Raw genomic sequence first — 14,533 nt, forward strand, 5'->3', positions numbered from 1 at the left:
TTTTAAAATAAAAGCCATTCCTTGAAATTAAAGGGATGGCTTTTTTGCATGTCAGGAATTATTTTTCTTGCCGCTTATCAGTGTGATTATCATTGTTTCATAGCAATGCAGGTTCTTGCCTGTCTCTGCTGGGTAATCATGATTAATGGCCAGACATAAAATGGACGGGCTATGAATATAAGTATTTTAATAGTGTCCTTTCAACAAAAAATGAAAAAATGTGTAAAAAACTCTTATGTTTCCTGTACAAAAAGTGACACACTTCAATGGAGGAGCTGGGTTATACTTTGTTCAAATGAAACAAAAAGCAGGCAGTTAATTAAGGAGGGGGTAAATCTGGCGTTATATTTAGACGTTATCTGGCTGTTGAATTGGTTCTTTGACTGCCTTCTCTTATATTGGTCAGCCGTCCTTTTGAAAAAAAGGCCTGCCCCCTGGAGAATTGGCCTTGGGGGGCTGATTGGATCATTGATCATCATTTTGGCATTTACCCCGTTTCACCTGCTTGCGGATAAAGTTTATATGAAGCTTTTGTTTTCCGTTTTTATGGTACTTGCTGTATTTGGCTTTAACAGGTTCAATGTCTTGCTTAAAGCACTTATGACTCTTTATCTTGTAACGTTTCTTTCAGGAGGTATACTGCTTGGACTGCACTATTTCTTTCAGTCGCATATTTTATCAGTGCATCCTGAGAGATACCAGGGCATTAATAGATTTGGGGACCCTATGAGCTGGATGTTTGTGGTATTTGGCTTTCCGCTCGCATGGCAGTTTTCTAAGCGTGCCATCGGGAACATTGAGATGTCGCAGATTGCATACGAGCAAATGGCGGAAGTTTCGATTAAAATCAAGGACTTCCACTGCAGTCTAAGGGGCTTGATTGATAGCGGAAATCAATTGTATGATCCGATTTCCAGGGCGCCTGTCATGATTGTTTCCCTGACAGACTTAGAAAGCAGGCTGCCTGCAGATATGCTTGAACTGTTTCGAAATCCGCAGGGTTTTTTTGAACACCAGGCGCTAATTTCTTATTCATGGGAAGACAGGATAAAAATCATACCTGCCAAGGTGGTTGGGAAGGATCATCAGCTATTGATTGCCGTTAAACCGGATGAAATAAAAATTGTCCAAGGAGATAAAACATTTCAGTGCAAAAATGGCCTGGTGTCTTTTGCTTTTCAGGAACTTTCTTCAGACGGAAGCTACCAGTGTATTATCCACCCGAAGATGCTGACCGGCATACCTATCCAAAATGTCTCTTGACCTGCTGGCATAATAAATATTTATACTCGATTCCAGATCGAAATAGAAGGGAGAATCATTTTGAAAAAAATCATCCTTCGTATTACGTATTATTGGTATAAGCTGCTGATGAAACTTGGTCTGAAAACAGATGAAATATTTTACATAGGGGGAAGCGAGGCATTGCCTCCGCCCCTTACAAAAGAGGAAGAGGCAATTTTGATACACAAGCTGCCCAAGGGGGATGAAACAGCAAGAGCCATGCTGATTGAACGTAATCTCAGGCTCGTTGTTTATATTGCTAGGAAGTTTGAAAACACTGGAATAAATATTGAGGATCTCATCAGCATCGGAACAATTGGACTGATTAAAGCGGTTAATACATTTAACCCGGAAAAGAAAATCAAATTAGCTACATATGCCTCCCGATGCATTGAAAATGAAATTCTAATGTACCTGCGCAGAAATAATAAAATCCGTTCGGAGGTTTCATTCGATGAACCTCTTAATATTGACTGGGATGGAAATGAGCTGCTTCTTTCCGATGTACTGGGAACGGATGAGGACATTATTACGAAAGATCTCGAAGCAAACGTGGACAGAAAGCTGCTTACTAAAGCACTTACTCAGCTGTCAGACAGGGAAAAGCAAATCATGGAGCTGCGTTTTGGGCTGGCAGGAGGCGAGGAGAAAACCCAAAAGGATGTGGCAGATATGCTTGGCATCTCCCAATCCTATATCTCTAGGCTCGAGAAGCGGATTATCAAAAGGCTAAGAAAGGAATTTAATAAGATGGTATAGTGTGAAACTTCCTCAGGGAAGTTTTTTTCTTGCAGCAATAACGAAAGTCTTCGGGCAGGGGGCTGCTGCCCGTTACTGCAGGATAAAAATTTTATGTTCTCAAAGCTATAATTATCAATGGTTTGTCCAAGAGTTTACCTGAACGAAGAAATATTGTTATATCGGCATGTGCATATTTTTCCTTCCCGCGGAAATACTGATTTTTGTACAGCAGCTCCTGTGAGGAGGGAATAATTTGTCTCGTAATAAAGTGGAAATCTGCGGTGTTGATACATCTAAATTACCGGTTTTAAAAAATGATGAAATGAGAAAACTCTTTAGAGAAATGCAAGATGGCGACATCTCAGCAAGAGAAAAACTGGTAAACGGAAATCTTAGACTCGTATTAAGCGTCATTCAGCGCTTTAATAATCGGGGAGAATTTGTAGATGATCTATTTCAGGTGGGCTGTATAGGATTAATGAAATCAATTGATAACTTTGATTTAGGGCAAAATGTCAAATTCTCCACTTATGCCGTACCGATGATCATTGGAGAAATAAGAAGGTATCTTCGGGATAATAACCCTATCCGGGTGTCGCGCTCTTTGAGGGATATCGCTTATAAAGCACTTCAGGTCAAGGAAAAACTCATGAGCCAGACACTAAGAGAACCAACAGCAGAAGAAATAGCAAAAGAGCTTGACGTGTCTCATGAGGAAATCGTTTTTGCACTGGATGCCATTCAAGACCCTGTTTCCCTGTTTGAACCGATTTACAATGACGGGGGAGATCCCATTTATGTGCTCGATCAGTTAAGTGATGAGAAAAACAGGGACAGTAATTGGATTGATGAAATAGCTTTGAATGAAGGCATGAGAAGGTTAAATGAGCGCGAAAAAATGATACTGCGCAAACGATTTTTTCAGGGCAAAACACAGATGGAAGTGGCTGATGAAATCGGCATATCCCAGGCCCAGGTCTCCCGTTTGGAGAAGGCGGCTATAAAGCAAATGAATAAAAATATTCAGCAATAAACTGTTGTCGAAGCATATGGGGCATGTTCAGGATATCTTCAAACCTGTTTCCTGCCTTATCTGCTTTGCGGCAGTTTTTTTTGGCTTATATAGAAAATCAGGTTTTTAGTGTTTTAAAATTTTTTTAACCCACATTGTCAGGTCAATCCTTACATATATATTATAAAAGTATCATGGGGGAGCTGATTGCATTTGGTAAGGATTTCTGATTTTCAAATAAAGGATATTGTCAATATTTCAGACGGCAAGAAGCTGGGCAATATGTCTGACCTTGAAATTAATGTCGACACAGGGGCGATAGAGGCTATTATTGTGTCCAATGCCGGAAAATTAATGGGTCTTTTCGGGAAAGAGCAGGACTTAATTATTCCTTGGAGGAAGATTAAGAAAATCGGCGCAGATGTCATTCTTGTCGATTATCATAATACATTCAAAGAAAGCATCCATTCTTAGCGGAAATTTGTCTTTTTATAGGGTGCTGCCACCCATCATATGTTACACTATAGAAAAAATAAAGAGGTAGAATAGGATGCATGAACCCTTTCAATTAAAAAATCAGCAAAGCTTTACAATAGAATCATGGAATAGCCAGCATCCGGGTTTAATTGCTGGCTTTACGACAAAAAACGGCGGTGCAGGCAAAGGCCATTTCCAAAGTCTGAATATGGGGTTTCATGTTGGAGAGGATGCGGAGGACACAGCCGCCAACCGGCGCATCCTGGCCCGGCAGATCGATTTTCCTTTATCCCGCTGGATTGGTGCAGAGCAGACACATGAAACAGATTTGATAAAGGCCAAGCAAGAGGATGCAGGCAAGGGAGCTGCTGAATATGAATCAAGCTTTAAAAGGACAGACGGTTTTTTTACGCGGGACAAAAATATCCTTTTGACCCTTTGCTTTGCGGACTGTGTGCCCCTTTACTTCATTGCGCCTAAACATGGAATGATCGGGGCTGCACATGCAGGCTGGAAGGGCACAGTCGGCGGGATTGCAAAGAACATGGCAGAGGCCTGGATGGAAGAAGGCATTTCTCCTGAAGATATATTTGCTGCAATCGGGCCGTCCATATGTAAGGACTGCTACAAGGTAGATAGCAGAGTTCTGGATAAAGTGCAGAAATTGCTAGAAGAAAATGACGAAAAGCCATATAATTTAATCAGTGAAGGCCAATACAAGCTTGATTTGAAGGAACTTAATAAAATCATCTTGATGAAGGCCGGTGTACCGGGAAGCCAAATAGAAGTATCTTCATACTGTACCAGCTGTGACAGCGACCTGTTTTTCTCCCATCGACGGGATAATGGGAAAACGGGGCGATTGATGAGTTTTATCGGCTGGAAGGAGGATTAGTCAAACATTGAAAGTGAAGGATAAGCTTGCATATATTGAAAAAAAGATATTGGGTGCCTGTGAACGGAGCGGACGCAGCAGAAGGGATATCCAGATTATAGCCGTCACCAAATATGTCTCCATCCCTCGGGCTGAGGAAGCATTCGAGGCAGGAATCCTGCATTTAGGTGAAAACAGGGACGAAGAGTTATTGAACAAGTACAGCGTATTAAAGGACAAGCCAGTATGGCACTATATTGGTTCTCTTCAAACCAGAAAAGTTAAAAGCATTATAGATATAGCAGATTATATTCATTCACTTGACAGGACATCACTTGCTGCCGAGATACAAAAGAGATCATCAAAGCCCATCAGGTGCCTGGTCCAAGTCAATGTTTCCGGTGAAGAATCCAAACACGGCTTGAAGCCGGAAGAAGTGATGCCGTTTATAAAGGAGCTTCAAATTCATGACCGAATCATTGTTGCAGGCCTGATGACAATGGCACCTCTGACAGATGATGATGTCTTTATAAGAAGCTGCTTCAGGAAACTGAAGGATCTGCAGGCTGAAATCATTTCAGAGAAGCTTGCACATGCACCTTGTCTGGAACTGTCCATGGGAATGTCGAATGACTTTGAAATAGCCATTGAAGAGGGAGCTACGATGATTCGTATAGGAACCGCTTTAGTTGGCGAAGATTCTTAAGGAGGTCAGCAAATTATGTCAATGATGTCGAAATTCAAATCTTTTTTCGCTTTGGAAGACGAATATGAGTATAGAGAAGAAGTGGTTGAAGAAGAAATGGAGGAACCGAGAATACAAAAATCATCCAAACAGCCGAATCAAAACCATTCTTCAGGCCAGAATGTAGTGAGCCTCCAAAGTATCCAGAAATCATCAAAGGTCGTTTTATTAGAGCCGAGGGCCTATGCGGAAGCACAGGAAGTGGCTGACCATTTAAAAAACAGGCGTGCTGTCGTGGTAAACCTGCAGAGGATCCAGCATGATCAGGCAAAACGGATTGTCGACTTTTTAAGCGGCACGGTTTATGCCATCAGCGGCGATATACAGAAAATAGGAACAGATATATTTCTTTGTACCCCTGATAATGTCGATGTATCGGGAAATATTACGGGATTTGCATTAGAAGAGGAGTATGAAGAAGCGAGGTGGTAAATCATAATGGGATTATTGCTGCGAATTATTTACTATGCATTTGAGTTCTATTCCATGGCACTTGTCATCTTCATTTTGATGTCATGGTTCCCAAGGGCCTATGAAACTTGGGTAGGACGATTTTTATCGAAAATATGTGAGCCCTACCTGGAGCCGTTCAAAAGATTCATTCCTCCAATCGGCATGATTGATATTTCACCGATTGTAGCCTTGCTCGTCCTCCAATTTGCCAGAGGCGGACTTCTGCAGCTGTTTAATTGGGTTCTGTAAGCAGAAAATAGATGTTATTCACAATGGGGGAAAGGTTCTTCGATGAGTATTTATCAGCATTTCAGGCCGGAGGAAAAGGACTTTATCGATACAGCGCTTGGATGGGCTGAGTATGTTAAATCTGCTTATTCTCCAAAGCTGACGGATTTCCTTGATCCAAGACAGCAGCATATCCTTGCTTCACTTTTAGGCAAGGATGATGAGGCACGCCTGCAGTTTTTTGGAGGCAATATAAATGCAGAGAGAAAAAGAGCGCTGATATATCCCGAATACCTGATTCCAAGTGAAGATGACTTTCAGGTATCCTTGTATGCCGTTCATTATCCTGCGAAATTCGTTACCCTGGAACACAGGCAAATTTTGGGTACACTGATGTCCATTGGCTTAAAAAGAGAAAAATTTGGAGATATCCTCATTATGGGAGAAACTGTGCAATTTCTTGCTGCACAGGAAATCAATCACTATCTGGAAATGAACCTTGAAAGAATTGGAAAATCATCGGTCTCCATTCAAAAAATATCTATGGACCAAATATTGGACTTGCAGGAAAACTGGCAGGAGCAAATGGTGACAGTCAGTTCAATGCGGCTCGATGCCGTTCTGTCTTCTGTTATAAATCTCTCAAGACAAAAGGCACAGGTTCTTATTTCTTCAGGAAAAGTGAAAGTCAATTTTAAAGAAACCGAAAATACATCGGTCCTTTGTGAGGAGGGAGATACCCTTTCAGCAAGGGGATTCGGCCGTGTAAGGATATTGTCGGTTGAAGGAAAAACTAAAAAAGATAAATGGCGAATCCTGGTGGGCCGCCAAAAATAAATGACACATAAGAAGGATTTACAAAGCTTTTGTCGAAACGTAGAATAGTAGATGAATGAAGTTATCCTTATAAATCGCTTCTGTCTAAGGAAGAGAAATTGTTTTGGAGGTGCCCTATGCCCTTAACCCCGATAGATATACATAATAAGGAATTCAATAAAGGATTCCGCGGGTATGATGAAGATGAAGTTAATGAATTTCTAGATCAGATTATAAAAGATTACGAGATTATCCTGAGGGAGAAAAGAGAACTCGAGGATAAACTTAACGAAGTCCATGACCGCCTAGGCCACTTTACAAGTATTGAAGGGACTTTGAATAAATCAATCATCGTAGCGCAGGAAGCAGCGGAAGAGCTGAAAAGGAACGCGCAGAAAGAAGCTAAGCTCATCATAAAAGAAGCAGAAAAAAATGCGGACAGGATTGTAAATGATTCCCTGACCAAAGCAAGGAAAATTGCAATGGATATAGAGGAACTGAAAAAACAGTCTAAAGTATTCCGTACAAGATTCAAAATGCTTGTTGCTGCACAGCTTGATTTGCTGGATAATGATGATTGGGATCACCTGATGGAATACCAGACAGATGCTGCAGAGTTAACCAAAGAAGAGGAAATGTAGAGGAAAACTTGACTGAATGCCATGTTTTCGCATATAATTTTTTACAACACAATTAAGAAACGACACGTTGAAAGGGACAGTAGATTTCTCTGAATTCTATAACCAGCGAAACAGGGATAGTGAAAGCCTGACATATAGAAGAGAATTCGAAGATCACCCTGGAGTTCCAAGTCGAACCTGCCTTAAGGCATAAGTAAACAAGGCGTCACATTCACGTTACGAATGCTAGAGAGGATGTATGGCCAGGAAGCAATTAGCCTGCTTATATCTAACCAGGGTGGTACCGCGGGAAGTAAGCTTTCTCGTCCCTATTTTCATAGGGATGAGAGGGCTTTTTTTGCGTGCTGCGCTAATTTTCGTATGTGTTTCACAGAGTTTATAATCAGGATGGAGGAATAATTATGGAATTCAAAAATACATTATTGATGCCTAAAACAGAATTTCCGATGCGCGGCAATCTGCCGAAAAGAGAACCAGAAATGCAAGAATCATGGAAAGAAATGGATATATACGGTAAGGTTCAGGAAAAAACAAAAGACCGTCCGATGTTTATCCTTCATGACGGCCCTCCATATGCAAACGGTGATATCCACATGGGCCATGCACTGAACAAGGTGCTTAAAGATTTCATCGTCCGCTTTAAGTCCATGAGCGGTTATAATGCCCCGTATGTTCCCGGATGGGATACACACGGTCTGCCAATTGAAACAGCGCTGACTAAAAAAGGTGTTAAACGAAAAGAAATGACAGTGGCTGAGTTCCGCAGATTATGTGAAGAGTATGCATACCAGCAAATCGACAATCAGCGGGAGCAATTCAAGCGCCTTGGAGTGCGGGGCGACTGGAACAATCCTTATGTCACTTTGAAGCCTGAATATGAGGCACAGCAAATCAAGGTCTTCGGTGAAATGGCGAATAAGGGGTATATATATAAAGGCCGCAAGCCAGTTTATTGGTCTCCTTCAAGTGAATCTGCACTTGCAGAAGCTGAAATCGAATATCAGGATAAGAAATCTGCTTCGATATATGTAGCTTTCGAGGTTACTGACGGCAAAGGAGCGGTTGACGAAGGAACAAAAATTGTTATTTGGACTACTACTCCTTGGACCATCCCTGCCAATCTTGGCATTTCGGTACACCCTGAATTGAATTACGTTGTGGTTCAGGTGGGAGAAGAAAAATTCCTTGTTGCAGAGGCTTTGCTGGAAAATGTTTCACAGACGATTCCATGGGAGAATCCTCAAATCATCAAGACTGTAAAAGGAAAAGACCTTGAAAGAGTGATTGCTAAGCATCCTCTATACGGACGTGAATCGCTTGTCATGCTGGGTGAACACGTAACGACAGATGCAGGAACAGGTTGTGTGCATACTGCACCTGGACATGGTGAAGATGACTTTATAGTAGGTCAGAGATATGGTCTGGATGTACTTTGTCCGGTTGATGAAAAAGGATACATGACAGAAGAAGCAGGTGAATTTGCAGGTTTATTCTATGATGCAGCCAACAAGCCGATTACTGAAAAGCTCGAAGAAACGGGTGCGTTATTGAAGCTTGAGTTTATTACACACTCTTATCCGCATGATTGGCGTACAAAAAAGCCGACAATCTTCCGGGCAACAGCGCAATGGTTTGCTTCCATTAAAGATTTCCGGGACGAACTTCTCCAGGCTGTTAAAGATACTAAATGGGTACCTGCATGGGGGGAAACCCGCCTTTATAATATGGTCCGTGACCGGGGAGACTGGTGTATTTCTCGTCAGCGCGCATGGGGAGTGCCGATTCCAGTATTTTATGCGGAAAATGGCGACCCTATCATTACTGAAGAAACAATTGATCATATCTCAAGCTTGTTCAGAGAGCATGGCTCCAATGTCTGGTTTGAGCGTGATGCGAAAGATTTGCTTCCTGAAGGATTCACTCACAGCGGCAGCCCTAATGGAGAATTCACTAAAGAAACCGATATTATGGATGTCTGGTTTGATTCGGGATCTTCACATCAAGCTGTTCTTGAAGAAAGAAGCGATCTAAAGCGTCCAGCTGACCTCTACCTGGAAGGCTCTGACCAATACAGAGGCTGGTTTAACTCATCCCTTTCCACTTCTGTTGCTGTTACCGGTAAAGCTCCATACAAAGGTGTTTTAAGCCACGGTTTTGCACTTGACGGAGAGGGAAGGAAGATGAGCAAATCAATCGGCAATGTAGTGGTTCCCGAGAAGGTAATGAACCAGCTTGGTGCTGATATCCTTCGCTTATGGGTTGCTTCTGTTGATTACCAGGCAGATGTCCGTGTTTCTGATCCAATTTTAAAGCAAGTAGCTGAGGTATACCGCAAAATCCGCAATACCTTCCGCTTCCTTTTAGGAAATCTCGATGACTTCAATCCTGAAACTGATAAAGTGGATGCGCAAAGCCTTAAGGAAGTTGACCAGTATATGCTGGTTAAATTAAATAAACTGATTTCATCAGTGAAGCAAGGCTATGAAAATTACGAATTTGCCAACATCTATCATTTGGTGAATAACTTCTGTACACTGGATTTGAGCGCTTTTTACTTGGATTATGCAAAAGACATTTTATATTGTGAGGCACCAGACGGAACAGAACGGAAGGCGATTCAGACAGTTCTTTACGAAGTCCTTGTCAGCCTTGCCAAGCTGGTTTCTCCAATTCTCCCTCATACAGCAGATGAAGTCTGGGCTTATATCCCTGGAGCTGAAGAAGAAAGCGTCCAGCTGACATTAATGCCTGAGGGCGGAACTTTGGAAAATGCAGAAGCACTTGAAGAAAAATGGAGCGCCTTCATGGATCTTCGCAATGATGTGCTAAAAGCACTCGAAGAAGCCCGCAATAAAAAGATCATCGGAAAATCACTGAATGCAAAAGTTGCAGTTTATGTGAATGAAAAAACCAAGCAACTGCTTAACAGCATCGAAGAAAGCTTTGAACAGCTTTTCATCGTTTCTGCATTTGAAGTAAGCGACATCGAAAAAGCACCAGAAGGCGCATTAAGTCTGGAGCATGCAACAATCACAGTGACAAAAGCCGAAGGTGAAACATGTGAACGCTGCTGGAATGTTACAGAGGAAGTGGGCCAGGTTGAGGAGTATCCTACACTTTGCCCAAGATGTGCTTCTGTCATCAAAGATTACTACGAACCTCAGCAGTGATAAAAAAAAGCATAGAAGAGGGGCACGGCTTAGCTCGTGCCCCTTTTTATGTAATAAAGCCGGCTTGCAAGCCTTTTGAAAATGGGAAATCGAGTTTGCAGGAAATCTTCATTAGGCAATGTACAGAGAGTATGCTACAATTCAAAAAGAAGAATAGAGACTTTTTTTAGTTTGGGGGATTGTCTGTGCCATATTACTTACTGGCCCTTTTTGTTATAGCGCTTGATCAGGCGACAAAATGGCTCATTGTGAAAAAAATGAATTATGGAGACAGCATTGAAATTATCCGGAATTTTTTCTATATCACTTCACACAGAAACCGCGGTGCAGCATGGGGGATTCTGCAGGGGCAAATGTGGTTCTTCTATCTGATTACCCTTGCTGTGATTGCTGGATTGATTTACTATATTCAAAAGATGGGAAAAAAGAGCGCTTTACTGGGTGCATCACTAGGACTGATGCTTGGAGGGGCAATTGGCAACTTCATTGACCGGGCAGCCCGTAAAGAGGTAGTCGATTTTATTCACACCTATATTTTTGGGTATAATTTTCCGGTATTCAATATTGCCGATTCAGCCCTTTGCATAGGGGTTATTTTACTTGTTATTTTCATGCTTCTGGAAGAGAAGCTTTCAAAGGAGAAAAAGAATGGATAAATATACGTACATCCTGGATGACAACCAGAAAAATGAAAGAATTGATAAGGTGCTGTCCTCTTTAAATGGAGAATGGTCGAGAACACAGGTACAGCAATGGATAAAGGAAGGACATGTGACAGTTAACGGATCAGCCGTCAAGACCAACTATAAAGGCTCACCTGGAGATGAAATCACTGTCACGATTCCTGATCTTGTGGAGCTTGATGTTCTGCCTGAAGAAATGAATCTTGAGATTTATTATGAAGATGCGGATGTTCTTGTCGTGAACAAACCAAGCGGTATGGTTGTCCATCCTGCGCCTGGCCATACAACAGGGACATTAGTCAATGGCCTGATGGCGCATTGTACCGATTTATCTGGAATCAATGGTGTCATGCGTCCTGGCATTGTTCATCGAATTGACAAGGATACATCTGGATTGCTTATGGTCGCCAAGAATGATATGGCTCACGAAAACCTTGTTCAGCAGCTTGTTGACAAAACGGTTACAAGAAAGTACCAGGCGATTGTCCATGGAGTGATTCCTCATGACTACGGAACAATTGATGCACCGATTGGCCGTGATAAAAAAGACAGGCAGAGCATGACGGTAACAGAAGAAAACTCAAAGCATGCTGTCACACATTTCAGGGTTATCGAAAGATTTAATTCTTTTACACATGTTGAATGCCAGCTTGAAACAGGAAGAACACACCAAATCCGTGTGCATATGAAGTACATCGGCTTTCCGCTTGCAGGAGATCCTAAATATGGCTTAAGGAAGACCCTGGATATTAACGGGCAGGCTCTTCATGCCGGGCTTCTTGGTTTTGTGCACCCAAGAACAAAGGAATATATGGAATTTGAAGCCCCGCTTCCGAAAGAATTTTTGGAAGTCCTGGATTACGTTTCAAAAAGCAATTGACAAAATGGGATTAAAAATATAATATAAGAATAACTTATATGACCCTTTAAAACAGTCCAGAGAGACTGGCAAGGAAAACGGATTGTCTGGTTATGCTAAAGCATAACCAGACATAAATCCCCATGCCCTCTCAGGCATGGGGATTTTTATTTGTGCCCTGGGACATTTGCGGTACTAAAAAACTAAAAGAATCTAAAAGTGGGGCGACATGCTATGAAGGAAAAAGCCATAGTGCTGGATGAACAGGCGATTCGCAGAGCGCTGACCCGGATTGCGCACGAAATAATCGAAAGAAATAAAGGCATAGAAGACAGCATCCTCATTGGGATAAAGACTCGCGGGATATTCCTGGCAAATAGACTTGCCTCAAGAATTTACGAAATTGAGGGGAAAGAAATTGCTGTCGGCGAACTGGATATTACCTTATACCGCGATGATTTAACGAAGAAGACAGAAGATGGAAATCCGCTGGTGAAAGGCTCGGATATTCCGGCCGATATCTCTGAAAAGAAAGTAATCGTGATTGACGATGTGTTATATACTGGAAGGACAGTAAGAGCAGCCATGGATGCTCTAGTGGATATCGGGAGGCCATCACAAATACAGCTGGCAGTCCTTATAGACAGAGGCCATCGTGAATTGCCGATCAGAGCTGATTATGTGGGGAAAAATGTCCCGACATCACAAACTGAAAAAATCATGGTCGCTTTAAAGGAAATAGATGCAACAGACCAGGTAAGCATTTTTGAAAATGAATAGTATACCCTTTTAACGAGCAGTCCAGAGAGGCTGACAAAGGGGAGAAACAGACAATGCCGGAGGGGCCGGCATGTCTGCAGGACCCTCTTTGTATACAAAGAGGGTCTTTTTCATGCAATAATACGGGCAGACCATAGCCCGGCAAGGTCATTGGCAATTTTAATAAAAAATGAAAGCCGATGCCTGCCGTGGCTGTAAGATAACGGCTCATTTCTGAAAAATAAGGGGGATTTCATGATGGAAGAAAAGAAAAAAACGGCCGTTCTTGATGTACGGGATGTGCCTAAAGCAGGACAGTGGGTTACCTTAAGCCTGCAGCACTTATTCGCAATGTTTGGAGCAACGGTGCTTGTGCCGTTTCTAGTGGGGCTTAGCCCAGGTATTGCCCTAATATCAAGCGGGCTGGGTACCCTTTCTTATCTGCTGATTACAAAGGGCCAAATACCTGCCTATCTGGGATCTTCATTCGCATTCATATCCCCGATAATAACGGCCAAGGCTGCCGGCGGACCGGAATCGGCTATGATTGGCTGTTTTGCAGCGGGCCTTGTATACGGACTAATTGCCCTCATTATAAAAAAAGCCGGCCTGCGCTGGCTGATGAAGCTTCTCCCGCCAATAGTAGTGGGACCGGTCATTATCGTAATCGGACTCAGTCTTGCGGGAACTGCAGTGAATATGGCAATGTATAAAAATTTCGGTGCACCGGCAAATGAATTGATTTACAGCAAAACACATATAGCCATTGCACTTATAACACTGGCCGTGACCATTTTAAGCTCTGTATTCTTCAAAGGATTTTTTGGGATTATCCCCATCCTAATCGGAATAATTACCGGCTATGCCTCTTCTGTTATTGCAGGAATAGTGGATTTTTCCGGAATAAAGACCGCACATTGGTTTCAAGTCCCGGATTTCATGATTCCTTTTGGGACATACACGCCGCATTTTTCCTGGCAGGTAGTGTTCATCATGCTCCCGGTGACCATTGTTACTCTTTCTGAACATCTTGGACATCAAATGGTATTAAGCAAGGTAGTCGGCAGGGATTTTATTAAAAAACCGGGTCTTCACCGTTCGATCATGGGTGACGGGGCAGGGATCATAATTGGCTCATTGATAGGGGGGCCGCCGCTGACATCTTATGGCGAGAATATCGGAGTTTTGGCCATTACAAGGGCTTTCAGTGTCTACGTGATTGGAGGCGCTGCTGTAACGGCTGTCATCTTTGGATTTGTAGGGAAAATATCGGCTGTCATCAGCTCCATCCCGCAGGCGGTTATGGGAGGCATCTCCATCCTGCTGTTCGGCATCATTGCATCTAGCGGATTAAGAATGCTTGTAGATCATAAGACAGATTTTGAAAGTAAACGCAATTTAATGATTTCTTCGGTCATCCTGGTTGTTGGGGTAGGAGGAGCATTTATAAAGCTCAATAAAGACGTCTCTCTTTCCGGGATGGCCTTGGCAGCACTGATTGGAATTGTGCTTAACCTTATTCTCCCGGGAAAAGATAAGGAAGTTAAAGTTTTTGAGGATGCAGAACTAGATGAAAAGGGCAGCCGCTCAGTTTCCTGATTTAATGTGTGTATAGGATGAATGAAATAGACTTGAAATAACAAATACAGAGATTCACCTTTTAAAGGAAGTCCAGAGAGGCTGATAAGGGTGTAGCAATAAAAGTCCATACTGTGCGCAGTTTCACTGCATCACAGCCTTGAGCTTTTATTATATGCACCCTGCCTTGATGGCAGGGCTTTTTTTTGAGAT

General features: G+C 42.4%; 15 protein-coding genes. All 15 read left to right on the forward strand.

The window, feature by feature from the left end:
- Positions 1 to 210 precede the first annotated feature (210 nt).
- The 15 genes from spoIIGA to ACN6MY_RS09785 all read left to right on the forward strand — a co-directional run bounded on the left by spoIIGA (position 211) and on the right by ACN6MY_RS09785 (position 14,341).
- A complete protein-coding gene (gene spoIIGA / locus ACN6MY_RS09715) occupies positions 211 to 1,263 on the forward strand; it encodes a sigma-E processing peptidase SpoIIGA (RefSeq protein ID WP_419884127.1) in 1,053 nt (350 codons plus the stop codon).
- A gap of 60 nt (positions 1,264 to 1,323) precedes the next feature.
- Positions 1,324 to 2,043, forward strand: a complete 720-nt coding sequence (gene sigE, locus ACN6MY_RS09720; protein ID WP_090988051.1) for an RNA polymerase sporulation sigma factor SigE — start codon at positions 1,324 to 1,326, stop codon at positions 2,041 to 2,043.
- A 235-nt stretch (positions 2,044 to 2,278) separates the two neighbouring features.
- The gene (sigG, locus tag ACN6MY_RS09725) at positions 2,279 to 3,058 is read left to right on the forward strand and encodes an RNA polymerase sporulation sigma factor SigG (RefSeq protein ID WP_071349424.1); all 780 of its coding nucleotides are present in this window, start codon (positions 2,279 to 2,281) and stop codon (positions 3,056 to 3,058) included.
- A 192-nt stretch (positions 3,059 to 3,250) separates the two neighbouring features.
- The gene (locus tag ACN6MY_RS09730; RefSeq protein ID WP_419883765.1) at positions 3,251 to 3,511 is read left to right on the forward strand and encodes a YlmC/YmxH family sporulation protein; all 261 of its coding nucleotides are present in this window, start codon (positions 3,251 to 3,253) and stop codon (positions 3,509 to 3,511) included.
- 76 nt (positions 3,512 to 3,587) lie between these two features.
- Positions 3,588 to 4,409 carry a peptidoglycan editing factor PgeF gene (gene pgeF / locus ACN6MY_RS09735; protein ID WP_419883766.1) on the forward strand — a complete coding sequence of 274 codons (822 nt, stop codon included), beginning with the start codon at positions 3,588 to 3,590 and terminating at the stop codon, positions 4,407 to 4,409.
- 7 nt (positions 4,410 to 4,416) lie between these two features.
- Entirely contained in the window at positions 4,417 to 5,094 is a 678-nt protein-coding gene (locus tag ACN6MY_RS09740; RefSeq protein ID WP_419883767.1) for a YggS family pyridoxal phosphate-dependent enzyme, read from the forward strand.
- Positions 5,095 to 5,109: 15 nt separating this feature from the next.
- On the forward strand, positions 5,110 to 5,565 hold the full coding sequence (locus ACN6MY_RS09745) for a cell division protein SepF (protein WP_419883768.1): 456 nt from the start codon (positions 5,110 to 5,112) through the stop codon (positions 5,563 to 5,565).
- A gap of 6 nt (positions 5,566 to 5,571) precedes the next feature.
- Entirely contained in the window at positions 5,572 to 5,835 is a 264-nt protein-coding gene (locus tag ACN6MY_RS09750) for a YggT family protein (RefSeq protein WP_419883769.1), read from the forward strand.
- A gap of 42 nt (positions 5,836 to 5,877) precedes the next feature.
- Positions 5,878 to 6,651 (forward strand): RNA-binding protein, encoded by a 774-nt coding sequence (locus ACN6MY_RS09755; RefSeq protein WP_419883770.1) that lies wholly within the window; start codon positions 5,878 to 5,880, stop codon positions 6,649 to 6,651.
- Between the two features lie 116 nt (positions 6,652 to 6,767).
- Entirely contained in the window at positions 6,768 to 7,271 is a 504-nt protein-coding gene (locus ACN6MY_RS09760; protein WP_419883771.1) for a DivIVA domain-containing protein, read from the forward strand.
- 401 nt (positions 7,272 to 7,672) lie between these two features.
- Positions 7,673 to 10,441: an isoleucine--tRNA ligase gene (ileS, locus tag ACN6MY_RS09765; protein WP_419883772.1), complete on the forward strand. Its 2,769-nt coding sequence runs from the start codon at positions 7,673 to 7,675 to the stop codon at positions 10,439 to 10,441.
- 185 nt (positions 10,442 to 10,626) lie between these two features.
- Complete coding sequence (lspA, locus tag ACN6MY_RS09770; RefSeq protein ID WP_090988067.1) at positions 10,627 to 11,097, forward strand: signal peptidase II; 471 nt, start codon at positions 10,627 to 10,629, stop codon at positions 11,095 to 11,097.
- Complete coding sequence (locus tag ACN6MY_RS09775) at positions 11,090 to 12,004, forward strand: RluA family pseudouridine synthase (RefSeq protein ID WP_419883773.1); 915 nt, start codon at positions 11,090 to 11,092, stop codon at positions 12,002 to 12,004. The genes lspA and ACN6MY_RS09775 overlap by 8 nt, the downstream gene beginning before the upstream one ends.
- Before the next feature lie 213 nt (positions 12,005 to 12,217).
- Positions 12,218 to 12,763, forward strand: coding sequence for a bifunctional pyr operon transcriptional regulator/uracil phosphoribosyltransferase PyrR (gene pyrR / locus ACN6MY_RS09780; RefSeq protein ID WP_419883774.1), 546 nt, complete (start codon positions 12,218 to 12,220; stop codon positions 12,761 to 12,763).
- A gap of 237 nt (positions 12,764 to 13,000) precedes the next feature.
- The gene (locus tag ACN6MY_RS09785) at positions 13,001 to 14,341 is read left to right on the forward strand and encodes a solute carrier family 23 protein (RefSeq protein ID WP_419884128.1); all 1,341 of its coding nucleotides are present in this window, start codon (positions 13,001 to 13,003) and stop codon (positions 14,339 to 14,341) included.
- The last annotated feature ends 192 nt before the right edge of the window (positions 14,342 to 14,533 follow it).

The sequence above is a fragment of the Peribacillus sp. B-H-3 genome (assembly GCF_048572925.1).
Taxonomy (GTDB): Bacteria; Bacillota; Bacilli; order Bacillales; family DSM-1321; genus Peribacillus.

Excerpts from the sequence above, each read along its gene's own strand:
- spoIIGA (WP_419884127.1), top strand. The coding sequence starts at position 211 with ATGAAAAAATGTGTAAAAAACTCTTATGTTTCCTGTACAAAAAGTGAC.
- pgeF (WP_419883766.1), top strand. The coding sequence starts at position 3,588 with ATGCATGAACCCTTTCAATTAAAAAATCAGCAAAGCTTTACAATAGAA.
- ACN6MY_RS09745 (WP_419883768.1), top strand. The coding sequence starts at position 5,110 with ATGTCAATGATGTCGAAATTCAAATCTTTTTTCGCTTTGGAAGACGAA.
- ACN6MY_RS09750 (WP_419883769.1), top strand. The coding sequence starts at position 5,572 with ATGGGATTATTGCTGCGAATTATTTACTATGCATTTGAGTTCTATTCC.
- ACN6MY_RS09755 (WP_419883770.1), top strand. The coding sequence starts at position 5,878 with ATGAGTATTTATCAGCATTTCAGGCCGGAGGAAAAGGACTTTATCGAT.
- ACN6MY_RS09760 (WP_419883771.1), top strand. The coding sequence starts at position 6,768 with ATGCCCTTAACCCCGATAGATATACATAATAAGGAATTCAATAAAGGA.
- ileS (WP_419883772.1), top strand. The coding sequence starts at position 7,673 with ATGGAATTCAAAAATACATTATTGATGCCTAAAACAGAATTTCCGATG.
- ACN6MY_RS09775 (WP_419883773.1), top strand. The coding sequence starts at position 11,090 with ATGGATAAATATACGTACATCCTGGATGACAACCAGAAAAATGAAAGA.
- pyrR (WP_419883774.1), top strand. The coding sequence starts at position 12,218 with ATGAAGGAAAAAGCCATAGTGCTGGATGAACAGGCGATTCGCAGAGCG.
- ACN6MY_RS09785 (WP_419884128.1), top strand. The coding sequence starts at position 13,001 with ATGGAAGAAAAGAAAAAAACGGCCGTTCTTGATGTACGGGATGTGCCT.